The organism is Pseudomonas sp. GW823-FHT05G12, assembly GCF_058795575.1.
Map to the genome: position 1 here is coordinate 539,875 of NZ_CM179501.1, position 22,626 is coordinate 562,500.

General features: G+C 62.1%; 23 protein-coding genes (1 of these 23 only partly in view). 13 read left to right on the forward strand and 10 right to left on the reverse strand.

What is annotated here, in order from left to right; genetic code table 11:
• Positions 1–49: 49 nt before the first annotated feature.
• From AC3RCM_RS02390 to trpE, 5 genes are all read left to right on the forward strand, one after another.
• Positions 50–1,297, forward strand: coding sequence for an ABC transporter permease (locus tag AC3RCM_RS02390; RefSeq protein ID WP_010951751.1), 1,248 nt, complete (start codon positions 50–52; stop codon positions 1,295–1,297).
• 10 nt (positions 1,298–1,307) lie between these two features.
• A complete protein-coding gene (locus tag AC3RCM_RS02395) occupies positions 1,308–2,135 on the forward strand; it encodes an ABC transporter permease (protein ID WP_014589454.1) in 828 nt (275 codons plus the stop codon).
• Positions 2,136–2,287: 152 nt separating this feature from the next.
• Positions 2,288–2,962 carry a ribulose-phosphate 3-epimerase gene (gene rpe / locus AC3RCM_RS02400; protein ID WP_003255539.1) on the forward strand — a complete coding sequence of 225 codons (675 nt, stop codon included), beginning with the start codon at positions 2,288–2,290 and terminating at the stop codon, positions 2,960–2,962.
• Complete coding sequence (locus AC3RCM_RS02405; RefSeq protein ID WP_014589455.1) at positions 2,959–3,777, forward strand: phosphoglycolate phosphatase; 819 nt, start codon at positions 2,959–2,961, stop codon at positions 3,775–3,777. Before rpe ends, AC3RCM_RS02405 begins: the two co-directional genes overlap by 4 nt.
• A gap of 69 nt (positions 3,778–3,846) precedes the next feature.
• Entirely contained in the window at positions 3,847–5,328 is a 1,482-nt protein-coding gene (gene trpE, locus AC3RCM_RS02410; RefSeq protein WP_104886767.1) for an anthranilate synthase component I, read from the forward strand.
• A 385-nt stretch (positions 5,329–5,713) separates the two neighbouring features.
• On the opposite strand, the gene estP is transcribed toward trpE, so the two are convergent.
• A complete protein-coding gene (gene estP, locus AC3RCM_RS02415) occupies positions 5,714–7,603 on the reverse strand; it encodes an esterase EstP (protein WP_492629359.1) in 1,890 nt (629 codons plus the stop codon).
• A 367-nt stretch (positions 7,604–7,970) separates the two neighbouring features.
• On the opposite strand from estP, the gene AC3RCM_RS02420 reads away from it, so the two are divergent.
• The 4 genes from AC3RCM_RS02420 to AC3RCM_RS02435 all read left to right on the forward strand — a co-directional run bounded on the left by AC3RCM_RS02420 (position 7,971) and on the right by AC3RCM_RS02435 (position 11,305).
• Complete coding sequence (locus AC3RCM_RS02420; RefSeq protein ID WP_004574924.1) at positions 7,971–8,564, forward strand: aminodeoxychorismate/anthranilate synthase component II; 594 nt, start codon at positions 7,971–7,973, stop codon at positions 8,562–8,564.
• Between the two features lie 9 nt (positions 8,565–8,573).
• Positions 8,574–9,623, forward strand: coding sequence for an anthranilate phosphoribosyltransferase (gene trpD / locus AC3RCM_RS02425; RefSeq protein WP_003255529.1), 1,050 nt, complete (start codon positions 8,574–8,576; stop codon positions 9,621–9,623).
• Positions 9,620–10,453 carry an indole-3-glycerol phosphate synthase TrpC gene (gene trpC, locus AC3RCM_RS02430; protein WP_064491036.1) on the forward strand — a complete coding sequence of 278 codons (834 nt, stop codon included), beginning with the start codon at positions 9,620–9,622 and terminating at the stop codon, positions 10,451–10,453. The genes trpD and trpC overlap by 4 nt, the downstream gene beginning before the upstream one ends.
• A 147-nt stretch (positions 10,454–10,600) precedes the next feature.
• On the forward strand, positions 10,601–11,305 hold the full coding sequence (locus tag AC3RCM_RS02435) for a lipoate--protein ligase family protein (protein WP_064491035.1): 705 nt from the start codon (positions 10,601–10,603) through the stop codon (positions 11,303–11,305).
• Here AC3RCM_RS02435 and crp read toward each other — a convergent pair.
• Entirely contained in the window at positions 11,302–11,946 is a 645-nt protein-coding gene (gene crp, locus AC3RCM_RS02440) for a cAMP-activated global transcriptional regulator CRP (RefSeq protein WP_010951759.1), read from the reverse strand. The genes AC3RCM_RS02435 and crp overlap by 4 nt on opposite strands.
• 191 nt (positions 11,947–12,137) lie before the next feature.
• Here crp and AC3RCM_RS02445 point away from each other — a divergent pair, with 191 nt between their 5' ends.
• Entirely contained in the window at positions 12,138–12,560 is a 423-nt protein-coding gene (locus tag AC3RCM_RS02445; protein WP_004376171.1) for an OsmC family protein, read from the forward strand.
• 76 nt (positions 12,561–12,636) lie between these two features.
• Here the strand turns inward: AC3RCM_RS02445 and AC3RCM_RS02450 are convergent, their stop codons facing one another.
• From AC3RCM_RS02450 to hemJ, 6 genes are all read right to left on the reverse strand, one after another.
• Complete coding sequence (locus AC3RCM_RS02450) at positions 12,637–13,677, reverse strand: DUF2157 domain-containing protein (protein ID WP_104886765.1); 1,041 nt, start codon at positions 13,675–13,677, stop codon at positions 12,637–12,639.
• A gap of 10 nt (positions 13,678–13,687) precedes the next feature.
• Positions 13,688–14,335, reverse strand: coding sequence for a 2-polyprenyl-3-methyl-6-methoxy-1,4-benzoquinone monooxygenase (gene coq7, locus AC3RCM_RS02455; protein WP_010951761.1), 648 nt, complete (start codon positions 14,333–14,335; stop codon positions 13,688–13,690).
• Between the two features lie 65 nt (positions 14,336–14,400).
• Positions 14,401–14,739, reverse strand: a complete 339-nt coding sequence (locus AC3RCM_RS02460; protein WP_003255518.1) for a histidine triad nucleotide-binding protein — start codon at positions 14,737–14,739, stop codon at positions 14,401–14,403.
• Positions 14,740–14,802: 63 nt separating this feature from the next.
• The gene (locus AC3RCM_RS02465) at positions 14,803–15,585 is read right to left on the reverse strand and encodes an SDR family NAD(P)-dependent oxidoreductase (protein WP_010951762.1); all 783 of its coding nucleotides are present in this window, start codon (positions 15,583–15,585) and stop codon (positions 14,803–14,805) included.
• 67 nt (positions 15,586–15,652) lie between these two features.
• Positions 15,653–16,609: an NAD(P)H-dependent flavin oxidoreductase gene (locus AC3RCM_RS02470; RefSeq protein ID WP_492629360.1), complete on the reverse strand. Its 957-nt coding sequence runs from the start codon at positions 16,607–16,609 to the stop codon at positions 15,653–15,655.
• 28 nt (positions 16,610–16,637) lie between these two features.
• Positions 16,638–17,063: a protoporphyrinogen oxidase HemJ gene (hemJ, locus tag AC3RCM_RS02475; RefSeq protein ID WP_010951764.1), complete on the reverse strand. Its 426-nt coding sequence runs from the start codon at positions 17,061–17,063 to the stop codon at positions 16,638–16,640.
• A 142-nt stretch (positions 17,064–17,205) separates the two neighbouring features.
• Between hemJ and argC the strand changes: the two genes are divergently transcribed.
• Positions 17,206–18,240 carry an N-acetyl-gamma-glutamyl-phosphate reductase gene (gene argC / locus AC3RCM_RS02480; RefSeq protein WP_019472953.1) on the forward strand — a complete coding sequence of 345 codons (1,035 nt, stop codon included), beginning with the start codon at positions 17,206–17,208 and terminating at the stop codon, positions 18,238–18,240.
• 147 nt (positions 18,241–18,387) lie between these two features.
• Complete coding sequence (gene erpA, locus AC3RCM_RS02485) at positions 18,388–18,738, forward strand: iron-sulfur cluster insertion protein ErpA (protein ID WP_003255511.1); 351 nt, start codon at positions 18,388–18,390, stop codon at positions 18,736–18,738.
• A gap of 59 nt (positions 18,739–18,797) precedes the next feature.
• Here erpA and AC3RCM_RS02490 read toward each other — a convergent pair whose 3' ends face one another.
• The gene (locus AC3RCM_RS02490) at positions 18,798–19,889 is read right to left on the reverse strand and encodes an anhydro-N-acetylmuramic acid kinase (RefSeq protein WP_064491032.1); all 1,092 of its coding nucleotides are present in this window, start codon (positions 19,887–19,889) and stop codon (positions 18,798–18,800) included.
• Between the two features lie 3 nt (positions 19,890–19,892).
• On the reverse strand, positions 19,893–21,314 hold the full coding sequence (locus AC3RCM_RS02495) for a peptidoglycan DD-metalloendopeptidase family protein (RefSeq protein WP_003255509.1): 1,422 nt from the start codon (positions 21,312–21,314) through the stop codon (positions 19,893–19,895).
• A 213-nt stretch (positions 21,315–21,527) separates the two neighbouring features.
• Here AC3RCM_RS02495 and tyrS point away from each other — a divergent pair, with 213 nt between their 5' ends.
• Positions 21,528–22,626, forward strand: the 5' portion of a protein-coding gene (tyrS, locus tag AC3RCM_RS02500) for a tyrosine--tRNA ligase (protein WP_104960687.1). The gene runs 101 nt beyond the window's last position; 1,099 of the gene's 1,200 nt are visible here — the first part of the coding sequence; it begins with the start codon at positions 21,528–21,530; its stop codon lies off the right edge, out of view.

The window sequence follows — 22,626 nt, forward strand, 5'->3', positions numbered from 1 at the left end:
GTGGGGCCGCAAAGCGGCCCCCAATTCAGCCTGTATTGCGGAGTTCGCCATGGCCATTGCAGTGCCCCTCAACGAAGGCGCAGGTCCAAGTCTCAAGCAGCGCCTCAAACACGCCGAGCGGGTCAACCGCTGGAAGGCGCAGGCGTTGATCGCGCCGCTGGCGCTGTTTCTTCTGCTGGTGTTCCTGGTGCCGATTGCGGCGCTGCTGTACAAGAGCGTCGGCAACCCTGAAGTGGTCGGCGGCCTGCCGCGCACGGTGGAAATCATCAGCCAGTGGGATGGCAAGAGCCTGCCAGGCGAGGACGTTTACAAGGCGCTGAGCCAGGATTTGGCCGAGTCGCGCAAGAACCAGACCCTTGGTGACCTTTCCAAACGCTTGAACATGGAGCTGGCCGGTTACCGCAGCTTGTTGACCAAGACTGCCCGTGCGCTGCCCTTCAAGGCTGAGCCTGCCTCTTATAAAGAGGCGTTGCAGGCTGTCGACGAGCGTTGGGGCGACCCGGCTTATTGGCAGGCGATACGCCGCAATACCAGTTCGGTGACCTCTTTCTACCTGCTGGCCTCGGTGGACCATCGCATCGATGACCTTGGTGAGCTGGCCAAGGCCACCCCGGACCAGGCCATTTACCTGGACATTTTTGTCCGTACCCTGTGGATGGGCGTGGTGATTACCACTATCTGCCTGGTACTGGCCTACCCACTGGCCTACTTGTTGGCCAACCTGCCGACCCGGCAGAGCAACCTGCTGATGATTCTGGTGCTGTTGCCTTTCTGGACATCGATCCTGGTGCGGGTGGCGGCCTGGATCGTGCTGCTGCAGTCGGGCGGGCTGATCAACAGCGCGCTGATGGCCATGGGCATCATCGACCAGCCGCTGGAGCTGGTGTTCAACCGCACAGGCGTCTACATCTCGATGGTGCACATCCTGCTGCCGTTCATGATCCTGCCGCTGTACAGCGTGATGAAGGGTATTTCCCCGAGCTACATGCGCGCGGCGATCTCGCTGGGCTGCCATCCGTTCGCCAGTTTCTGGCGGGTGTACTTCCCGCAGACTTACGCCGGTGTTGGCGCCGGTTGCCTGCTGGTGTTCATCCTAGCCATCGGTTACTACATCACCCCGGCGCTGCTGGGTAGCCCCAACGACCAGATGGTCAGCTACTTCGTCGCCTTCTATACCAACACCAGCATCAACTGGGGCATGGCCACCGCACTGGGCGGGCTGTTGCTGCTGGCGACCGTGCTGTTGTACCTGATCTATAGCTGGCTGGTCGGCGCCAGCCGTCTGCGCCTGAGCTGAGGAGCCTGTCATGCTGAGCCCATACATGTCGCCCGTGGAGCGGGTCTGGTTCTACAGCCTGCGTATTCTCTGCGGCTTGATCCTGCTGTTTCTGATCTTGCCAGTGCTGGTGATCGTGCCGCTGTCGTTCAACAGTGGCAGCTTTCTGGTGTACCCGCTGCAGGGCTTCTCGCTGCAGTGGTATCAGGACTTCTTCGGCTCGGCCGAATGGATGCGGGCATTGAAAAACAGCATCATCGTTGCCCCGGCGGCCACAGTGCTGGCCATGGTGTTCGGCACCTTGGCGGCCATCGGCCTGACCCGGGGCGATTTCCCCGGCAAGTCGCTGGTGATGGCGCTGGTGATCTCGCCCATGGTGGTGCCGGTAGTGATCATCGGGGTGGCCAGTTACCTGTTCTTCGCCCCTCTGGGTATGGGCAACAGTTTCACCTCGCTGATTCTGGTGCATGCGGTACTGGGTGTGCCGTTCGTCATCATCACCGTGTCGGCGACGCTGCAGGGGTTCAACTACAATCTGGTGCGTGCGGCGGCCAGCCTGGGAGCTTCGCCTCTGCTGGCTTTCCGCCGGGTGACCCTGCCGCTGATCGCACCCGGCGTCATCTCGGGCGCCCTGTTTGCCTTTGCCACCTCGTTTGACGAGGTGGTGGTGACGCTGTTCCTCGCCGGGCCGGAGCAGGCAACCCTGCCGCGGCAGATGTTCAGCGGTATTCGCGAGAACCTGAGCCCGACCATTGCCGCGGCGGCGACCTTGTTGATTGCGTTCTCGGTGGTGTTGCTGCTGACCCTGGAATGGTTGCGTGGGCGTAGTGAGAAGCTGAGGACCCAGCAGCCGGCCTGATGAGGGGGTTGCCTGTGTCGGCCTCTTCGCGGCTAAAGCTGCGAAGAGGCCGGCACAGGTTGCGCTGGTCGACAGCAATTGATACCAATCAGCCTTCATCGCTTTCCCTGAGTTACAATGCGCGCCACCGTGACTCTGCCAACAGGTGCGCCATGCAGCCCTACGCTATTGCCCCCTCCATTCTCTCTGCCGATTTTGCCCGCCTGGGTGAGGACGTCGACAAGGTATTGGCTGCGGGTGCAGACATCGTCCACTTCGATGTCATGGACAATCACTATGTCCCCAACCTGACCATCGGTCCGATGGTCTGTACCGCTCTGCGCAAGTACGGCGTTACTGCGCCGATCGACGTGCACCTGATGGTCAGCCCGGTTGACCGCATCATTGGCGACTTTATCGAAGCGGGCGCCACCTACATCACCTTCCACCCTGAAGCCACGCAGCACATCGACCGTTCGCTTCAGCTGATCAAGGATGGTGGCTGCAAAGCCGGCCTGGTGTTCAACCCGGCCACCAGCCTGGACGCCCTGAAGTATGTGATGGACAAGATCGACATGGTGCTGCTGATGAGCGTCAACCCAGGCTTCGGCGGGCAGAAGTTCATCCCCGGCACCCTCGACAAGCTGCGCGAAGCGCGTGCGCTGATCGACGCCAGTGGCCGTGATATCCGTCTGGAGATCGATGGTGGCGTGAACGTCAACAACATCCGCGAGATCGCTGCCGCTGGCGCCGACACCTTCGTGGCCGGCTCGGCGATCTTCAACGCCCCGGACTATCAGGAAGTGATCGCCAAGATGCGCGCCGAACTGGCCCTGGCCCGCCCATGAGTGGCTTCGAGCAGCTGTTCCCGGGAACGCTGCCAAGGCTGGTGATGTTCGATCTGGACGGTACCCTGATCGATTCCGTGCCTGACCTGGCCGCCGCCGTGGACCGCATGCTGCTCGAACTGGGGCGCCCGCCTGCTGGCCTTGAGGCCGTGCGCCACTGGGTTGGCAATGGCGCCCAGGTGCTGGTGCGCCGCGCGTTGGCGGGCGGCATCGACCATGCCGACGTGGACGATGCGCTGGCAGAACAGGCGCTGGCGCTGTTCATGGACGCTTATGCCGAAAGCCATGAACTTACCGTGGTCTACCCCGGCGTGCGCGACACCCTGCGCTGGCTGCGCAAGCAGGGCGTGGAGATGGCGCTGATTACCAACAAGCCTGAGCGCTTTGTTGGCCCGCTGCTGGACCAGATGAAGATCGGTAATTTCTTCCGCTGGATCATTGGTGGCGACACCCTGCCGCAGAAAAAGCCCGACCCGGCGGCGTTGCTATTCGTCATGCAGATGGCCGGTGTTACCCCGCAGCAGTCCCTGTTTGTCGGTGATTCGCGCAGTGACGTGCAGGCGGCGAAGGCGGCTGGCGTGCAATGCGTGGGCCTGACCTACGGCTATAACCATGGCCGGCCGATCGACGACGAATCCCCCAGCCTGGTAATCGACGACCTGCGCGCATTGCTGCCCGGTTGCGCAGACCCGGCCACTGGGATAACGTTGGCGGACCTTCAAGCCTCACAAGACAGAGAGTCCACCGTGGCGGTTACTGGCAAATTCTGGATGAAAGTCATCAAGGCCTTGGCCCGTTGGCGTTGGCGCGCCTGACTTCAGCCTGCCGGCGTGTGCCGGCCCGTCCGTTTGCCTGACCTATTGCTGCTTGCCACGAGACTACTCATGAACCGCGAAGAATTCCTGCGCCTGGCCGCTGCCGGCTACAACCGTATTCCCTTGGCCTGTGAAACCTTGGCCGACTTCGACACGCCGCTGTCGATCTACCTGAAACTGGCTGACCAGCCCAACTCGTACCTGCTCGAATCGGTGCAGGGCGGCGAGAAGTGGGGCCGTTACTCGATGATCGGCTTGCCATCGCGCACCGTGATGCGTGTGCATGGCTACCGTGTCAGCATCCTGCACGATGACGTCGAGGTGGAAAGCTGCGAGGTCGAAGACCCGCTGGCATTCGTTGAAACCTTCAAGGACCGCTACAAAGTTGCCGATATCCCCGGCCTGCCGCGTTTCAATGGCGGCCTGGTCGGCTACTTTGGCTACGACTGCGTGCGTTATGTTGAAAAGCGCCTGGGGGCCAGCCCCAACCCGGACCCGCTGGGCGTACCGGATATCCTGCTGATGGTGTCCGACGCGGTGGTGGTGTTCGACAACCTGGCGGGCAAGATGCACGCCATCGTGTTGGTCGACCCAGCTGAAGATCAGGCCTTCGAACAGGGCCAGGCACGCCTGCAAGGTTTGCTGGAAACCTTGCGCCAGCCAATCACCCCGCGCCGCGGCCTGGACCTGAGCGGGCCGCAGGCGGCCGAACCGGCGTTCCGCTCCAGCTACACCCGCGAGGATTACGAAAACGCCGTCGGTCGTATCAAGGAATACATCCTGGCCGGGGACTGTATGCAGGTGGTGCCGTCGCAGCGCATGTCGATCGACTTCAAGGCTGCGCCTATCGACCTGTATCGCGCGCTACGCTGCTTCAACCCGACGCCATACATGTACTTCTTCAACTTCGGTGACTTCCATGTGGTCGGCAGCTCGCCCGAAGTGCTGGTACGTGTCGAGGACAACCTGGTCACCGTGCGCCCGATTGCCGGTACCCGTCCGCGTGGTGCGACCGAAGAGGCCGATCGTGCGCTGGAAGACGACCTGCTGTCGGACGACAAGGAAATTGCCGAGCACCTGATGCTGATCGATCTGGGTCGCAACGATGTCGGTCGTGTGTCTTCGACCGGCAGTGTGCGCCTGACCGAGAAGATGGTGATCGAGCGTTACTCCAACGTGATGCACATTGTTTCCAACGTTACCGGCCAGCTGCGTGAAGGCCTGACGGCGATGGATGCACTGCGGGCGATTCTGCCGGCTGGCACCTTGTCGGGTGCGCCCAAGATCCGCGCGATGGAGATTATCGACGAGCTGGAACCGGTCAAGCGTGGGGTTTACGGCGGTGCTGTCGGCTATTTTGCCTGGAACGGCAACATGGATACCGCAATTGCCATTCGTACTGCGGTGATCAAGGATGGCGAGCTGCATGTGCAGGCCGGTGGCGGCATCGTTGCCGACTCGGTGCCGGCGCTGGAATGGGAAGAAACCATCAACAAGCGCCGGGCGATGTTCCGTGCAGTGGCGTTGGCAGAGCAGACTTCCGCCAGATAAATTGATTGGGGCTGCTGCGCAGCCCATTCGCGGGTAAACCACGCTCCTACAAGGTTGTGTAGGAGCGGGTTCACCCGCGAAAGGGCCGGGCCTGCTGGCCAATTTCTACCTGCCGTTCACCGTTGCCGCCGCTATCGTATTCGCGGGTAAACCCGCTCCTACAAGGGATGCGCAAGCCTCAGGTATACGGGGCCGTCGTGGGAGCGGGTTCACCCGCGAATGGGTCGGGCCTGCTGGCCAATCTCCACCCGCGGATCACCGTTGCCGCCGCCACCGTATTCGCGGGTAAACCCGCTCCTACAAGGGTTGCGCAAGCCTCAGGTATACGGGGCCGTCGTAGGAGCGGGTTTACCCGCGAATGGGCCGCAAAGCGGCCCCCAGCAATTCAGAAGTCCACGCTAACCCCCACGCTAACGCCCTGCTGCGTCAACTCATCACTCTTGCGCCAATTGTAGTTCCCGCGCAAATGCACCCCTGCCACCAGTTCATGGCTCACACCCAGGCTCGCCCGGGTCAGGTCGCTGTGCGGCGTATACCCGGTCAGGGTGAAGTCATTCGCCGGCAAGCTGGTCAGGTGCATCGTCACATCCTGCTCGTCGTCCTCGAACTCATGCTCCTGCGCCACCTCGGCGAAAAGCCGGGTACTTGGCAGTACCTGCACACTGCCCAGCACCCCCACGCCCAGGCGGCGTGACGTGCGCTCCTGGTCATCGAAGGCAAGCGCCGTCGAGCGTCCGCTCTTCTCGTCGTAGCCATCCACCTTCACCCGCGCATAGTCGGCACTGATGAAAGGTGCCAACTGCCAGTTGCTGGTGTCGGCCGCCAGGTTGTAGCCCAACCGCCCTGACATTGCCCAGGCCTCGCCGTCGGTGTCGCCCTTCTCACTGCGGTCATTCACGCCCAGGGCGAAGGTACGCTTGAGGTCGCTGTAGTCCAGGTGCCCGGCGGTCAGCGCCGCGTCGGCCCACCAGCGGTCCTGGCGGTATTGGGCAAAGGCACTGGCCATATAGCTGTTCAGCTTGTAGTCCGAGTCCTGTTCACCAGCTTCCAGCTTCTGCCGGTACGCACCGCCGGCCAGGCCCAGGCGCCAGGCGTCGTTCAGGCGATAGCTGCCGCCCACGGTCAGGTTGTAGCCGCGGCCGTCACCGCTGGCCGCGCTGCGCTGGCCGTCGAAGTCCAGGTCCTGAGCGCCGCTGGCGACAAAGGCTTGCCATTGGCCAACTGCTTGCCAAGGCGTCTGCCACTGATTACGCAACTCATCCTGGTGAGCCCGCAGGCTGGCGTGAGCCATTTCCGGTAGCAGGGTCAGTTCCCAGGGGGCCGCGAGGATCGAGTAGGCGTAATCGGCAATCAGCTGCTGACCCGCGATGGTCGGGTGGACCGAGTCGTTGAACAGCAGTTTGGTCGGGTCTGGCGTTGTGCCGTTGATCCCGTACACCGGGTTTTCCACGCAGCTATCGCCGCTGTAGCAGGTGCCGACCAGGTTCTGGTCGCTGGCCAGGCCGAACTGACTGGGGCTGGCCAGCGCCTCGCTCAACAGCACAGGGATGTTCAGTGGAATGATCTGGGCATCGATCTGCTCTAGCTGGCTGATCAGTGACTGGTTGAACGCAGCGGAGAGCAGTGACAGTGGGTTTTGCTGTGGCGTGCCGCTGAAATTGGGCGTTTGGCCGAGGTCAGGTAGCAGCCAGACCATGATGTAGCGCGCGCCTCCTTGCTGAAGCGCTTGGGCGCTGGCAGCCAGGCGGGCGCCGGCGGCTACGGCGTCGGCCGGGCTATTCACCAGGCCCTGAAGGAAGTCGTTGCCGCCGCCTGTCAGGTAGTACAAGGCATTGGGGTCGGCGCGCAGGCCGTTGGCCAGGTAGCCGGGGCGCTCGCGCAGCACCAACCCGGCATTGGGGTTTCCTGGTGGGATGACGGTCTCGGACGTTGTCGTGATCGAGTCCAGGATCTGCTGGGTGGTGTACCCGCCGACTGCCCAGTTATTACCATCGGGCTGGATGCCTACGGATGTCGACGGGTTAAGGTCGCCTGGCGCAACGCCCAGGCGGCCACCGAGGATCATCGGCGACACCGGGGCGAAGTTGCCGTCGGCGTCACGGTTGGTGAAACGCGCGCCTGGGGTACCTCCAACAAGATCGGGAAACTGCCCGGCATCGGCGAGGCTGTCGCCAAACACGATCAGGGTTGAATAGGGCGAAGGGCCGGCCAACGCCTGGCTGCAGGCCAGGGCCAGTGAAGCGAGGGTAAAGCGCAATAACGGGGCTTTTCGCATCGGGGAACATCCTTTTCTTTGTTTTTATCAGGACAAGCCCATCGACCTTAGCAAATCGTCGTGCTTCGCTCCCAAGTCCATTCGTTTCCCCGTGTTTACAGGCATATTGCGCCCGTCGCCCCGGTAGGCTACTGTGCCGGGACGTATGAGCGAGACCTATCCTGTGTTGATCGTCAGCAAACTCTTGATGCGCGTAATCAAGGCCCACGCCCGTTGGCGTTGGCGCGCCTGACTTTATCTCCTGCCGGCCCGCCCGGCCCGTCCCCGTTTGCCTTCTCGTTTACCGCCTGTTGTGGCAAAGCCGCGCCTGTGGCTGGTGCAGGAAGGTTCGAATCATGAAGTCAGTAGATTCAAGAGGTTTAACACCATGTTACTGATGATCGACAATTACGACTCATTCACTTACAACGTCGTTCAGTACCTTGGCGAGCTGGGTGCCGAGGTCAAGGTCATTCGCAATGACGAATTGACCATCGCTCAGATCGAGGCCCTCAACCCTGAGCGCATCGTCGTATCCCCGGGCCCATGCACCCCAAGCGAGGCGGGCGTGTCCATCGAGGCCATCCTGCATTTCGCCGGGAAGTTGCCAATCCTCGGCGTATGCCTGGGCCACCAGTCAATCGGGCAGGCCTTTGGCGGCGACGTTGTACGTGCACGCCAGGTCATGCACGGCAAGACCAGCCCGGTATATCACCGCGACCTGGGCGTGTTCGCCAGCCTTAACAACCCGCTGACCGTGACCCGTTACCACTCGCTGGTGGTAAAGCGTGAAACCTTACCCGACTGCCTGGAAGTGACCGCCTGGACCTCCCATGCCGACGGTTCGGTCGATGAGATCATGGGCCTGCGCCACAAGACGCTGAATATCGAAGGGGTGCAATTCCACCCTGAGTCGATCCTGACCGAGCAGGGCCACGAACTGTTCGCCAACTTCCTCAAGCAGACCGGCGGCCGCCGTTAAGGATCGAACATGGATATCAAGAGTGCGTTGAGCCGTATCGTCGGCCAGTTGGACCTTACTACCGAAGAAATGCGCGAGGTCATGCGCCAGATCATGACCGGTCAGTGCAGCGAGGCGCAGATAGGCGCTTTCCTGATGGGCATGCGCATGAAAAGCGAAAGCATCGACGAAATCGTCGGTGCGGTGTCGGTGATGCGTGAGCTGGCCGAAAAGGTCGAGCTGCAAAGCCTCGATGGTGTCGTCGATATTGTCGGGACCGGCGGTGATGGCGCCAACATCTTCAACGTGTCCACCGCTTCGTCTTTCGTCCTGGCGGCGGCGGGTTGCCCCGTGGCCAAGCATGGTAACCGCGCAGTATCGGGCAAGAGCGGCAGTGCCGACCTGCTGGAAGCTGCCGGCATCTACCTGAACCTGACGCCGACTCAAGTGGCACGCTGCATCGACAGCCTGGGCATCGGCTTCATGTTCGCGCAAAGTCACCACTCGGCCATGAAACATGCCGCTGGCCCACGTCGAGAACTGGGGTTGCGCACCCTGTTCAATATGCTCGGCCCGCTTACGAATCCGGCCGGAGTGAAGCACCAGGTGGTCGGTGTGTTCGCACAAACCCTTTGCCGCCCGCTGGCTGAGGTGCTGCAGCGCCTGGGGAGCAAGCATGTGCTGGTCGTGCACTCGAAGGATGGTCTGGACGAGTTCAGCCTGGCTGCGCCCACCTTCGTTGCCGAACTGAAAAACGGCGAAATCACTGAATATTGGGTAGAGCCGGAAGACCTCGGCATGAAGAGCCAGAGCCTTCATGGCCTGGCTGTCGAGAGCCCTCAGGCTTCGCTGGAGTTGATCCGCGATGCGCTGGGCCGGCGCAAGACCGAGGACGGTCAGAAGGCCGCCGAGATGATCGTGCTTAATGCCGGCGCGGCGCTGTATGCCGCTGACCATGCCATGAGCCTGAAAGCCGGTGTAGAACTGGCCCATGATGTACTGCACACCGGCTTGGCCTGGGAAAAGCTGCAGGAATTGGGGGCCTTTACTGCAGTATTCAAGGTGGAGAACGAAGCATGAGTGTGCCGACGGTGCTGGAAAGGATCATTGCCCGCAAGTTTCAGGAAGTGGCCGAGCGCAGTGCGCGCGTCAGCCTCGCCGAGCTGGAGGCCCTGGCCAAGGCCGCTGACGCCCCGCGAGGCTTCGCCAACGCGCTGATCGAGCAGGCCAAGCGCAAGCAGCCCGCGGTGATTGCCGAAATCAAGAAGGCTTCGCCAAGCAAGGGCGTGATCCGCGAGCACTTCGTGCCAGCGGAAATCGCGGTCAGCTACGAGAAGGGCGGGGCCACCTGCCTGTCGGTGTTGACCGATGTCGATTATTTCCAGGGTGCCGATGAGTACTTGCAGCAGGCCCGCGCGGCTGTTTCGCTGCCGGTGATCCGCAAGGACTTCATGGTCGACCCTTACCAGATCGTCGAAGCCCGGGCCCTGGGGGCAGATTGCGTACTGCTGATCGTATCGGCGCTGGATGACGTGAAAATGGCTGAACTGGCCGCCACTGCCAAGGACGTCGGCCTCGACGTGCTGGTGGAAGTGCACGATGGCGATGAACTGGAGCGCGCGCTGAAAACCCTGGATACGCCGCTGGTTGGGGTGAACAACCGCAACCTGCACACCTTCGAGGTCAGCCTGGAAACCACCCTTGACCTGCTGCCGCGCATTCCGCGTGACCGTCTGGCGATTACCGAAAGCGGTATTCTCAACCGGGCCGATGTGGAGCTGATGGCAATCAACGAGGTTTACTCGTTCCTGGTGGGTGAGGCGTTCATGCGCGCTGAGCAGCCTGGCCTGGAATTACAGCGGCTGTTCTTCCCCGAGCAGGTGAAGAAGACTGTTCAGCAACTGGACTGATCAAATGAAGCCGGCGTTTTTGCCGGCTTTTTTGTACCTGTAATGGCCTCTTCGCGGGCAAGCCCGCTCCTACACGGATACGCGCCCTGTCGTAGGAGCGGGTTTACCCGCGAAGAGGCCAGTGAAATCAACATCATAGGTGGATCAATGACCGATCAACCCCTGGCCCTGAGCGTCGAACAAGGCCTGCACGCCGAGCAGGAACTGCTGGCCGCCGTCTGCCGTGGCGAACGCGAAAGTGGCGTGCTGTTCTGGCGCCCCACCGACCACGCGCTGGTCATGCCTCGGCGCATGAGCCGGCTGGGCAACTTCGAGGTCGCCTGCGCGGAATTGGCTATTGCTGGCTGGCCGGTGCTGCTGCGAGAAACCGGCGGCGAGCCGGTGCCTCAGTCGCATTCGACGGTGAACGTTGCACTGGTCTACGCCGCACCGCGCAGTGAAGGTGACCACGGCCGTATCGAAAATGCCTACGAGCGCCTGTGTCTGCCGCTGTGTGATGTGCTGCGCGAGTGGGGCGGCGTAGCGTCAGTCGGGGAAATCGACGGGGCCTTCTGCGATGGCCGCTACAACGTCAACCTCAATGGCCGCAAATTGGTGGGTACCGCCCAGCGCTGGCGTCAGGGCCTGGGTGGCAAGCGCCCTGTGGTGCTGGTGCACGGTGCGCTGCTGCTGGACAACGAGCGTGAGTCGATGGTGGCGGCGGTCAACCGCTTCAACGAGTGCTGTGAGCTGGAGCAACGCTGTCGCGCTGATGCGCACATCGCCTTGCTCGAAGTGGCGCCGGCAGCGCCCTGGTTCGAGCGCCTTTCGCAGGCCTACGCCAAGGTGCTGGCCGAGTTGCCCAAGGACTAGCGGGTACCGTGGACCACCATGGTCTTGCCCTTGACCTGCACCAGGCTGCGTTCCTCGAGGTCCTTGAGAACGCGGCCGACCATTTCCCGAGAGCAACCGACGATTCGGCCGATTTCCTGACGGGTAATCTTGATTTGCATGCCATCGGGGTGGGTCATGGCGTCGGGCTGCTTGCACAGTTCCAGCAGGCAACGGGCAACTCGCCCGGTCACGTCGAAAAATGCCAAATCGCCAACCTTGCGCGTAGTGTTGCGCAGGCGCTGGGCCATCTGGCTACCCAGGGCATAGAGGATTTCCGGGTCCTGGCGCGCCAGCTCGCGAAACTTCTCGTAGCTGATTTCGGCCACTTCGCATTCGGTCTTGGCGCGTACCCAGGCACTGCGCTGCTGCTCGCCATCAACGGGCTCGAACAGGCCTAGCTCGCCAAAAAAATCGCCATGGTTGAGGTAGGCGATGATCATTTCATGGCCGTCGTCGTCCTCGATGAGGATGGTGACCGAACCCTTGATGATGAACGACAGTGTCTCGGCCCGGTCGCCGGCGCAGATGATATTGCTTTTGGCGGTGTAGCGGCGGCGCTGGCAGTGTACCAGCAGCTTGTCGATGTTCTTTATCTTGGCGGGTAGGGCGGAGGCAACCATCACGAAATCCTGTTCGATATGACGCATAGGCTTTTTTTAGAGGTTGGCTGACGGCGAGCGCCAGTCATTTGGCGCCAGCTTATCAGACACTACGAGATGTTTCGGTACTAAACCGACACATCTCGTGCTTTTCCCACAGCCGCACAAGGTCTAAGCTGACACCCTTTTCCGAAAATCAGGAGTCCGGGTAGATGAAGGCACGTATCCAGTGGGCCGGTGAGGCAATGTTCCTCGGCGAATCGGGGAGCGGCCATGTCGTCGTAATGGACGGCCCGCCCGAGGCCGGCGGCCGCAACCTGGGCGTGCGACCGATGGAAATGCTGTTGCTGGGCCTGGGTGGCTGCAGCAGCTTTGACGTGGTGAGCATTCTGAAGAAGTCGCGCCAGGCAGTGGAAAGCTGCGAGGCATTTCTGGAGGCGGAGCGCGCCAGCGAAGACCCGAAGGTGTTCACCAAGATTCACATGAACTTTGTGGTGAAGGGGCGTGGGCTGAAAGAAGCGCAGGTCAAGCGGGCGGTGGAGCTGTCGGCGGAAAAGTATTGCTCGGCTTCGATCATGCTCGAGCGTGCCGGGGTTGAGATTACCCATGGGTATGAAATCGTAGAGCTGGGTTAAGGCTGAGATTCCGGGGCCGCTTTGCAGCCCTTGTGGAAGCGGGTGAACCCGCTCCCACCCGCGGCCCGGGCGAGTTTCAGTTGCGCAGAGCCGGAAGGGCCATCCGCAACCATTGCGGAAGACTGCCTCTCAGCGCATGGCTCAACCGCTCCCGGCGCTTCTGGTAAACCAGCCCAAGCCAGATAACCCCCAGCCCGATCATGGTCAGCACCACCGGGAACAGCAGCGACTGGGCAAACACCTCGTACGACAGATATCCCAGATAAGCCGCCACCCCCAGCGCACCAAACACCATGAACACCGGCCGACGCAGCAGCACCGCCATGCCCATCAGCGCAATGTTGATCAGGCAGTACATGGCCTTGCCCAACTCACTGCCGCTGTCCAGCAGCGTCAACCCGCCCCAGAATGCTGCCAGCCCGGCGAGGTAACCCCAACGGGCGTAGTCTTCACGCGTGCGACCGTCTATCACGAGGAACACCACCAGCAAGCCCAGGCCAAACCACAGGGATACCTGGCGGCGCTGCTCCCAGCTGAACGGGGAGCCGAAGAACCACTCGCTAAGGTCCATCGACATGAACCACAAGGCTACGGCCATTGGCATGACGACGAACGGGTAGGGGATCAGCCGCAGCATCAGCAGCCCGGCAAGCACCGTGGCTGCTTCCATTGCCAACCAGCCACCCTGCACGTAGGTGTAGTACTGGTGGTAGTCGGCCTGCGCATCGTCCAGTGGCCACCAGCCGAGCATGCGTTCGATAGCGAATACCGCCAGCGGCACGATGCTGACTGCTACTGCTGCCAGCACGCCAGCGGCGACGGGCTGGGCGCGGCGTTGCAGATTGAGGGCGAACAAGGTGATCAACAGGATATAGAGGCTGGCGATGATCAACAGCGCGCCGTCACCGAGGCTCATCCAGGCCTCGGTGAGCAACCAGCCCAGGGCCGCCATGATCAGCATGGCGCCAAAGTAGAAGGCAACATGGGCCAGCTGAAAGCTGCCACGTGGTGCGGGTTGCTGGCGCAGGAATGCCAACAGGCTTTGATCCTGGCCTGGTTGGAGAATGCCTGCTTGCACGGCGCGCGCCAGGTCCTTGGCGTCGAATCGATCCGTCATGGTGATGCCTTCAGATGCGGTATGTGCTCTTGGTCATGACCTTGGCCAGCAAGCTCATGCCAAAGCGGACGGGGGCCGGGAAGCGATAACCACCGGCTTCCAGTGCAGACTCGGCGTGCTGTTCTTCGTCGATGCGCATCTGCTCGAGAATGGCCCGGGATTTTTCATCTTCGTGCGGGAGCTGCTCCAGGTGCTCGTCGAGGTGCTTGCACACCTGATGTTCGGTAGCGGCGACGAAGCCCAGGCTGACCTTGTCGCTGACCAGCCCGGCCAGTGCGCCAATGCCGAACGACATGCCGTAGAACAGAGGGTTGAGCACGCTGGGGTGACTGTTCAGCTGGCGAATGCGCTGTTCGCACCAGGCCAGGTGATCCACTTCTTCCTCGGCGGCATGCTCCATGGCCTTGCGCACTTCGGGCAGCTTGGCGGTCAGGGCCTGGCCTTGGTACAACGCCTGGGCGCAGACTTCACCGGTATGGTTGATGCGCATCAGCCCGGCAATATGACGGGCCTGCTGCTCGTCCAGGTCAGCGTCTGGCTGGACGATGGCCGGCGATGGCCGGGTGGGTTGGCCGCTGAAGGGCAGCAAGGTGCGCATGGCGGTATCGGCCTGCAGCAACAAGCGGTCGAGCGGCGAGTAGTGACGTTCGGTAGCCATCGGGCACCTCCGCAAGAATGTGCCCGACAGTTTACCGCAATAGCGGCGGGGTCGCTTGCCGTGGGTCAGCCCGGAGGCCAGTTCATCTGGCGCTGGCCAAGCACGTGCATATGGATGTGGTAGACGGTCTGGCCGCCTTTGGGGTTGCAGTTCATGACCACACGGAAACCTTCCTCGCAGCCTTGTTCGACAGCCAGGCGCTGGGCGGTGAACAGGATGTGGCCAGCCAGGGCCTTGTCTTCTTCGGTCAGGTCATTGAGGGTGCGAATGTGCTTTTTCGGGATGACCAGAAAATGTACCGGTGCCGCGGGTGCAATGTCCTTGAAGGCCAGGATCTGGTCGTCTTCATAGATGATATCTGCCGGGATTTCCCGGTTGATGATTTTGAGGAATAGATCGTCCACAGCACTTGCTCCATGGTGAGGGTCGGGCCGAGTGTACTCAGCCGTGAGCCGCTCGCCCAGTGGCTATTCCATGCCTGAGGGGCAATAGCGGCGGTGGATGGCCCCGGCCAGCTTGCGCACCAGCCAGCGCGGCAGCAGCCGCGGTGCGAACGCCAGCCAGCGGTTGCGCCGGCCGGGCATGATCAGTGCGCGGTTCTTGTCCAGTGCCCGCACGGTGTACAGCGCCACTTCCTCGGGGCTGAGGCAGCGCGGCTTGCCATCGAGCCGCGCAATGCGCCGGCGTGCGGAACGTACCGGGCCAGGGCACAGTACCGAGACCTTGATGCCGGTGCGCTTGAGTTCTTCGCGCAGGGCCTGGGAAAAGCTCAACACGTAGGCCTTGCTGGCGGCATAGGCGGCCATCCATGGGCCAGGCGCCACCCCGGCCAGGCCGGCGACGTTGAGAATCTGCCCGCCACCCTGTACAGCCATCAGGTTACCGATGGCATGGCACAGGCGGCTCAGGGCCAGCACGTTGACTTCCAGCAGATCCTGTTCGTCGGCCCATTCATGGGCCAGGAACGGCCCATAGGTGCGCAAGCCCGCGCAGTTGACCAGCAAGTCGATACGCCGCTCGCCTTCTTCCAGCTCTAGCACGAAGCCTGAAAGGCGCAGCGGCTGGCTGAGGTCGCAGGCGCGGAACAGCACCTCGACGCCGAAACGCTGAGTCAGCTCGATGGCAACAGGCTCCAGCGTTTCTCGTTGGCGTGCCACCAGGATCAGATTGCGCCCGCGCCGTGCCAGCGCTTCCGCCAAGGCCAGGCCCAGGCCGCTGGAAGCACCAGTGATCATGGCGTAACGGGTCATGCAAGGCTCCTGGGGGCGGAAGAGGGCGCCTAGTGTACAACTTGCCCGTGCAAGGTGTTGCCTTTTGCTACAAGGCGCGGGCGCGCAGAACCTGGCAGTGCTCCAGGGCTTGCCGGTACTCGCCATGCAGGCGCTCGATCAATGCGCTGGTGCTGGGCAGGTCATGGATGGCACCGACGCCCTGGCCCGCTGACCATACGGTCTTCCAGGCCTTGGCTTCGTCATCGATCGGCTTGAGCTTGCCTTGCACCTGCCCCGCTTTGAGGGCGTTCATGTCGTAGCCGGCCTGCTCCAGGCTCTGGCGCAGGAAGCTGGCGGGGATGCCGGACACCACGGGTGTGTGGATGATGTCGGCGGCATGGGCATCCAGCAGCATCTGTTTGTAGGCGCCCTGAGCCTGGCTTTCTGTGGTGGCGATGAAGCGCGTGCCCATGTACGCCAGGTCCGCCCCCAGCAGTTGTGCGGCCAGGATCTCGTGGCCGTGGTTAATGCAACCAGCCAGCAGCAGGGTCTTGTCGAAGAACTGGCGAATTTCTGCGGCCAGGGCGAACGGGCTCCAGGTGCCGGCATGGCCGCCCGCGCCTGCGGCGACGGCGATAAGGCCATCGACACCGGCTTCGGCGGCCTTTTCGGCATGCCGGCGGGTGGTGACATCGTGGAGCACCAGGCCGCCGTAGCCGTGTACGGCATCGACCACTTCCTTTACCGCCCCCAGGCTGGTGATAACGATTGGTACACGGTGTTCGACGCACAAGGCCAAGTCGGCCTGCAGGCGCGGGTTGGTCGGGTGGACGATCAGGTTGACGGCGTAGGGCGCTGGCGCCTGCAGTTGAGCCAGGCCAGCCTCGATCTCTTCCAGCCAGGCCTTGAAGCCAGCGCTGTCGCGTTGGTTCAGGGCCGGGAAACTGCCAACCACGCCGCTGGCGCAGCAGGCCAGCACCAGTTTGGGGTTGGAGATGAGGAACATCGGCGCGGCAACCACGGGCAGCCGCAGGCGTTGTTCGAGCGAAGCAGGTAGCGACATGGCAAGGCTCCTTGAGCGGGTGGCTATGTCAGAACGGTTTCACCACCACCAGAATGACGATAGCCAGCAGGATCAGCACGGGCACTTCGTTGAACCAGCGATAGTAAACGTGGCTGCGGGTGTTGGTGCCGTTGGCGAAGCGTTTGCGCTGGGCACCGCACACGTGATGGTAGCCGGTCAGCAGGATGACCAGGGTGAGCTTGGCATGCAGCCACCCCTGGCTCAGCCAGCCGGGGGTGAGGTACAGCATCCAGGCGCCAAACACGTAGGTGGCGATCATCGCCGGGTTCATGATGCCGCGGTACAGCTTGCGCTCCATGGTCACGAAGCGTTCCTGGCTGATGCTGTCCTGGCTCTGGGCGTGGTAGACGAACAGCCTGGGCAGGTAGAACAGGCCGGCGAACCAGCAGACCACGCTGACGATATGCAGCGCTTTGATCCATAGGTAAAGCATGGAGGGAGTTCCTTCAGATAGTCACGGTCGTCAGATAGTAGTGGTCAGGCGCCCGAAGGGTCACCCGAAGAGTTGTTACAGGCGCCCTGCGCCCCTATTATCGTGCGCTTTCCAGACGGCTCGTTGATAAGGGGCAAGCGTTATGATCAAGGTCGGTATCGTCGGCGGCACGGGTTACACCGGCGTCGAACTGTTGCGTCTGCTGGCACAGCATCCACAGGCCGAAGTGGCGGTCATCACTTCGCGCTCCGAGGCGGGCGTGGCGGTGGCGGACATGTACCCGAACCTGCGCGGCCACTATGACGGTTTGGCGTTCAGCGTGCCGGACAGCAAGGCTCTGGCCGCCTGCGATGTGGTGTTCTTCGCCACGCCGCATGGTGTTGCCCACGCCCTGGCCGGTGAGCTGCTGGCGGCTGGCACCAAGGTGATCGACCTGTCGGCCGACTTCCGTCTGCAGGATGCCACTGAGTGGGGCAAGTGGTACGGTCAGCCCCATGGCGCGCCAGAGCTGCTCAAGGACGCAGTCTATGGCCTGCCCGAAGTCAACCGCGAGAAGATCCGCCAGGCACGCCTCATCGCTGTGCCGGGTTGCTACCCGACTGCAACCCAGCTGGGCTTCCTTCCGCTGCTGGAGGCGGGCCTGGCTGACCCGTCGCGCCTGATCGCCGACTGCAAGTCGGGTGTGAGCGGCGCTGGTCGTGGTGCGGCAGTGGGCTCGCTGTTCTGCGAGGCCGGCGAAAGCATGAAAGCCTACGCGGTAAAGGGCCATCGCCACTTGCCGGAGATCAGCCAGGGCCTGCGCCTGGCTGCGGGCAAGGACATCGGCCTGACTTTCGTGCCGCACCTGACGCCGATGATCCGTGGCATCCACGCCACCCTGTACGCGAACGTGGTCGATACCTCGGTCGACCTGCAGGCGCTGTTCGAGAAACGCTACGCCGATGAACCGTTCGTCGACGTAATGCCAGCAGGCAGCCATCCGGAAACCCGTAGCGTGCGTGGTGCCAACGTCTGCCGCATTGCCGTTCATCGTCCGCAGGGTGGTGATCTGGTGGTGGTGCTTTCGGTGATCGACAACCTGGTCAAGGGTGCCTCCGGCCAGGCGGTGCAGAACCTCAACATTCTGTTCGGTCTGGATGAGCGCATGGGCCTGTCCCATGCCGGCTTGCTGCCGTAAGGCCGCCAGCAGTGGAAAAGGCCCGCGTCGTGCGGGCCTTTTTGCAGGTCGCGACTAAAGCCGCACAATTCTTGACCGATTTTCTCGGGAAAGCGGATAATGCGCGTCATCGAGTTTTATGGCGGCTACCGCGCCGGGAGAATCAACATGAGCGTCGAAACCTTCACCCCTACCGGTCTGGAGTTCACCCATGGGGCAGCCCAGAAGGTGAAAAACCTGGTCAATGAGGAAGGCAATGAACGTCTGAAACTGCGGGTGTTCGTGACCGGTGGTGGTTGCTCGGGCTTCCAGTATGGCTTCACCTTCGATGAAGACGTGGCCGAAGATGACACCATTGTCGAGCGCGAGGGCGTTTCCCTGGTGGTCGACCCGATGAGCTTCCAGTACCTGGCGGGTGCCGAAGTGGACTATCAGGAAGGCCTGGAAGGTTCGCGTTTCGTGATCAAGAACCCGAATGCCGCGACCACCTGCGGTTGCGGGTCGTCGTTTTCGATCTAAGGGTTGGGCATACGAAAACGCCGCGCAATTGCGCGGCGTTTTGCTTTCTGGCGTAGTGGCTATGCCGGGTAGATTGCGCCCAGTACGCGCAGGCCCTTGGCGGCAGTGACGCTGGGGCGGTTGGCGGCGATACCCTCCAGGCAGCAGTGAGCCAGCCAGGCGAAGGCCATGGCTTCGACCCAGTCCGGGTCTACGCCATAGGCGCCAGTGCTTGCGACACGGGCCGCAGGTAGCAGCTGGCCAAGACGGGCCATCAGCGCGCCGTTGCGGGCGCCTCCACCACAGACCAACAGCGCCTCGGTGCCTTGCTGGGCTTTGCCAAGCGAATCGATGATGCTGCGTGCGGTCAGTTCCAGCAGTGTCGCCTGCACGTCCTGGGCCCGGTATGCCGGCAGGGTGGCCAGGTGGCGATCCAGCCAAGGCAGGTTGAACACCTCGCGGCCGGTACTCTTCGGGCCGCTGCCGGCAAAGAACGGGTCAGCCATCAGTGCGCTGAGCAACCCGGGCTGAACCACACCCGAGGCAGCCCAGGCGCCATCTGCATCATAGGCGTGGCCGTGCTCGCGCTCGATCCAGGCATCCAGCAACACGTTCCCCGGGCCGCAATCGAACCCATGAACCGGCTTGTCCTGCTCGATCAGGCTGAGGTTGCTGAAGCCGCCTACGTTGAGGATTGCCAGGCGTCGGCCAAGCTGGCTGAACAGGGTTTCGTGGAAGGCCGGTACCAGTGGCGCGCCTTGGCCGCCGGCAGCCACATCGCGACGGCGGAAGTCGGCGACCACGCTGATGCCGGTCAGTTCGGCGAGCAGTGCGGGGTTACCGATCTGCACAGTAAAGCCGCGGGCCGGTTCATGGCGAATGGTCTGGCCGTGGCTGCCGATGGCGCGAACGGCTTCGGGCTTCAGTCCCTGGCGAGCCAGCAGTTGGCGGATACCTTCGCCGGCCAGGCTGGCCCAGCGGTTTTCCGCCAGTGCTGCACGGGCAATCTCGTCAGGGCCGCTGCTGCACAGGGCCAGCAGGTCCTGGCGCAGGTCCGGGGGCATGGGCAGGTAGTGGGTGGCGAGCAGTTCAAGCTGCTCGCCTTGTTCGACCAGGGCGATATCCAGGCCATCGAGGCTGGTACCGGACATCACCCCCAGGTAGAGCGCCATGGCTTAGCGCTTGTTCGCTGCGAGCAGGGTGGCCTTTTCCTGATCCATGCGGGCAATCAGCGGCTGGCTCTGCTGCAGGAAGCGCTGACGCTCGTTCTTGGCAATCGGGTCAGCCATTGGCACCTTCTGGCTCAGCGGGTCGACGTGCACGCCGTTGACCTGGAACTCGTAGTGCAGGTGTGGGCCGGTGGACAGGCCGGTAGTGCCGATGTAGCCAATGATCTGGCCCTGTTTGACCGTGCTGCCGGTCTTGATGCCTTTGGCAAAGCCCTGCATGTGGCCATACAGCGTCTTGTAGCGGTTGCCATGCTGAATGATCACGGTATTGCCGTAGCCACCACGGCGCCCGGCCAGTTCGATGCGACCGTCACCGGCTGCCTTGATCGGCGTACCGCGGGGGGCCGCGTAGTCGACGCCTTTGTGGGCGCGGATCTTGTTCAGGATGGGGTGCTTGCGACCGGCGGAAAAGCGCGAGCTGATGCGGGCGAAGTCGACGGGCGTACGGATGAAGGCCTTGCGCAGGCTGTTGCCGTCGGCGGTGTAGTAGGTAGTGTTGCCCTGCTTGTTGGTGTAGCGCACGGCAGTGTAGGTTTTGCCGCGGTTGGTGAAGCGCGCAGAGAGGATGTTACCGGTGCCGACGACCTTGCCGTCCATCACCTTCTGTTCGTAGACCACGTCGAACTCGTCCCCAGGGCGAATATCCTGTGCGAAGTCGATGTCGTAACCCAGCACGCGGGCCATGTCCATGGTCATGCTGTGGGACAGGCCGGCGCGCTGGGCGGAAGCAGACAGCGAGCTCTTGATCACGCCGTGGGCATAGGCAGTGCGTATCACCGGCTTGCTGATTTCACGATTGAAGGTGTAGCCCTTGGCGGTTTTGGTCAGGCGAATGGTTTCGAGGTTGCTGACTTTGCTGTGCAGACTGGCCAGCTGGCCATCCTTGTCGAGCTCAAATTGCAAGACCTGGCCGTGCTTGAGCTGGCTGAACTGCTTGGCCTGCTTGTTGCTGGCCAGCAAATCATGCACAGCATTGGCTGGCAGGCCGACCTTGGCGAACAGGGTGGACAGGGTATCGCCGCGGGCCACGGTGACTTCGCGGTGGCCAGGCTCCTTGGCGGCCTCGGCAACCGGCTCAGCGGCCGGGGCCTGCTGATCGGCCTTCTGGGTTTCGGGGGTAGCCTCTTCGATCTGGGCGAAAGGCGAGCCTTGCTCACCTTCACTTTGCACCAGTGGCGCGGCGCGGGATTCGTCTTTCAACTGCTCGGCAGGGCTTTCGAGCTCGAGGTTGAGGGTGGTTTTCTTGGCTTCCACTTCGCTGGAAGGAAATACCAGCAAAGCCAGGCTGAGCAGGGCGGCGATGCCGCTGGCGGCCAACAGATGGCTCTTCGGATAAAGCGGGGGCGCTTTAGGCGGTTCGTTGGTCATGGGCAAGGTGACTTTGAAAAAAGTGAAATGGAAAAGATGAATGACATGATGAAGATGAAATAACTGTATAAAATATAACCAAATCCATTTTCACGCAAGGGCGCGTAGACGCCGCAAGCCTGTGTTCGGGTCACATTCCTTTGCGAAACTTGTATTTGACGGCCGATCTTGTATGGTTGGCTCCCCCTGAATCTGAGCCTTGCGGGTTTGTCTATGAAGTCGGTTGAAGAGCAGCTGGCGCTTATCAAGCGCGGTGCGGAAGAAGTACTGGTCGAGTCGGAACTGGTGGAGAAGCTCAAGCGCGGCCAACCTCTGCGCATCAAGGCTGGCTTCGACCCGACCGCACCTGACCTGCACCTGGGTCACACGGTGCTGATCAACAAGCTGCGTCAGTTCCAGGAGCTGGGCCACCAGGTCATCTTCCTGATTGGTGACTTCACCGGCATGATTGGCGACCCGAGCGGCAAGAGCGCCACGCGCCCGCCGCTGACCCGCGAGCAGGTGCTGGAGAACGCCGAGACGTACAAGCAGCAGGTTTTCAAGATTCTTGACCCGGCCAAGACTGAGGTCGCGTTCAACTCCACGTGGATGGACAAGCTGACCCCTGCCGACTTCATTCGCCTGGCTTCGCAGTACACCGTCGCGCGCATGCTGGAGCGTGATGACTTCGACAAGCGTTACACCACCAACCAGCCGATTGCCATTCACGAGTTCCTCTATCCGCTGGTGCAGGGGTACGACTCGGTAGCGCTGAAGGCGGACGTAGAGCTGGGCGGTACCGACCAGAAGTTCAACCTGCTGATGGGGCGCGAACTGCAGCGGTCTTATGGCCAGGAAGCGCAGAACATCGTGACCATGCCACTGCTCGAAGGGCTCGACGGCGTGAAGAAGATGTCGAAGTCGCTGGGCAACTATGTCGGCATCCAGGAAGCGCCAGGGGTGATGTACAGCAAGCTTGTGTCTATCCCGGATACCCTGATGTGGCGTTACTTCGAGTTGCTGAGCTTCCGTTCGATGGAAGAAATCGAGCAGTTCCGGGCCGATGTTGCCAATGGCGCCAACCCACGTGACATCAAGATCAAGCTGGCGGAAGAAATTGTGGCGCGCTTCCATGGTGAGGAGGCTGCGGCCAATGCTCACCGTGCTGCCGGTAACCGTATGAAGGAAGGCGAGCTGCCGGAAGACTTGCCGGAGATCGAAGTGGCTGCGGCGGAAGACCTGCCAATTGCTGCGGTGCTGAACCGGGCTGGTCTGGTCAAGAACTCGGCACAGGCGCGAGACTTGCTGAATAGCGGCGCGGTGAAAGTTGATG

Excerpts from the sequence above, each read along its gene's own strand:
- AC3RCM_RS02390 (WP_010951751.1), top strand. The coding sequence starts at position 50 with ATGGCCATTGCAGTGCCCCTCAACGAAGGCGCAGGTCCAAGTCTCAAG.
- AC3RCM_RS02395 (WP_014589454.1), top strand. The coding sequence starts at position 1,308 with ATGCTGAGCCCATACATGTCGCCCGTGGAGCGGGTCTGGTTCTACAGC.
- rpe (WP_003255539.1), top strand. The coding sequence starts at position 2,288 with ATGCAGCCCTACGCTATTGCCCCCTCCATTCTCTCTGCCGATTTTGCC.
- AC3RCM_RS02405 (WP_014589455.1), top strand. The coding sequence starts at position 2,959 with ATGAGTGGCTTCGAGCAGCTGTTCCCGGGAACGCTGCCAAGGCTGGTG.
- trpE (WP_104886767.1), top strand. The coding sequence starts at position 3,847 with ATGAACCGCGAAGAATTCCTGCGCCTGGCCGCTGCCGGCTACAACCGT.
- estP (WP_492629359.1), bottom strand. The coding sequence starts at position 7,603 with ATGCGAAAAGCCCCGTTATTGCGCTTTACCCTCGCTTCACTGGCCCTG.
- AC3RCM_RS02420 (WP_004574924.1), top strand. The coding sequence starts at position 7,971 with ATGTTACTGATGATCGACAATTACGACTCATTCACTTACAACGTCGTT.
- trpD (WP_003255529.1), top strand. The coding sequence starts at position 8,574 with ATGGATATCAAGAGTGCGTTGAGCCGTATCGTCGGCCAGTTGGACCTT.
- trpC (WP_064491036.1), top strand. The coding sequence starts at position 9,620 with ATGAGTGTGCCGACGGTGCTGGAAAGGATCATTGCCCGCAAGTTTCAG.
- AC3RCM_RS02435 (WP_064491035.1), top strand. The coding sequence starts at position 10,601 with ATGACCGATCAACCCCTGGCCCTGAGCGTCGAACAAGGCCTGCACGCC.
- crp (WP_010951759.1), bottom strand. The coding sequence starts at position 11,946 with ATGGTTGCCTCCGCCCTACCCGCCAAGATAAAGAACATCGACAAGCTG.
- AC3RCM_RS02445 (WP_004376171.1), top strand. The coding sequence starts at position 12,138 with ATGAAGGCACGTATCCAGTGGGCCGGTGAGGCAATGTTCCTCGGCGAA.
- AC3RCM_RS02450 (WP_104886765.1), bottom strand. The coding sequence starts at position 13,677 with ATGACGGATCGATTCGACGCCAAGGACCTGGCGCGCGCCGTGCAAGCA.
- coq7 (WP_010951761.1), bottom strand. The coding sequence starts at position 14,335 with ATGGCTACCGAACGTCACTACTCGCCGCTCGACCGCTTGTTGCTGCAG.
- AC3RCM_RS02465 (WP_010951762.1), bottom strand. The coding sequence starts at position 15,585 with ATGACCCGTTACGCCATGATCACTGGTGCTTCCAGCGGCCTGGGCCTG.
- AC3RCM_RS02470 (WP_492629360.1), bottom strand. The coding sequence starts at position 16,609 with ATGTCGCTACCTGCTTCGCTCGAACAACGCCTGCGGCTGCCCGTGGTT.
- hemJ (WP_010951764.1), bottom strand. The coding sequence starts at position 17,063 with ATGCTTTACCTATGGATCAAAGCGCTGCATATCGTCAGCGTGGTCTGC.
- argC (WP_019472953.1), top strand. The coding sequence starts at position 17,206 with ATGATCAAGGTCGGTATCGTCGGCGGCACGGGTTACACCGGCGTCGAA.
- erpA (WP_003255511.1), top strand. The coding sequence starts at position 18,388 with ATGAGCGTCGAAACCTTCACCCCTACCGGTCTGGAGTTCACCCATGGG.
- AC3RCM_RS02490 (WP_064491032.1), bottom strand. The coding sequence starts at position 19,889 with ATGGCGCTCTACCTGGGGGTGATGTCCGGTACCAGCCTCGATGGCCTG.
- AC3RCM_RS02495 (WP_003255509.1), bottom strand. The coding sequence starts at position 21,314 with ATGACCAACGAACCGCCTAAAGCGCCCCCGCTTTATCCGAAGAGCCAT.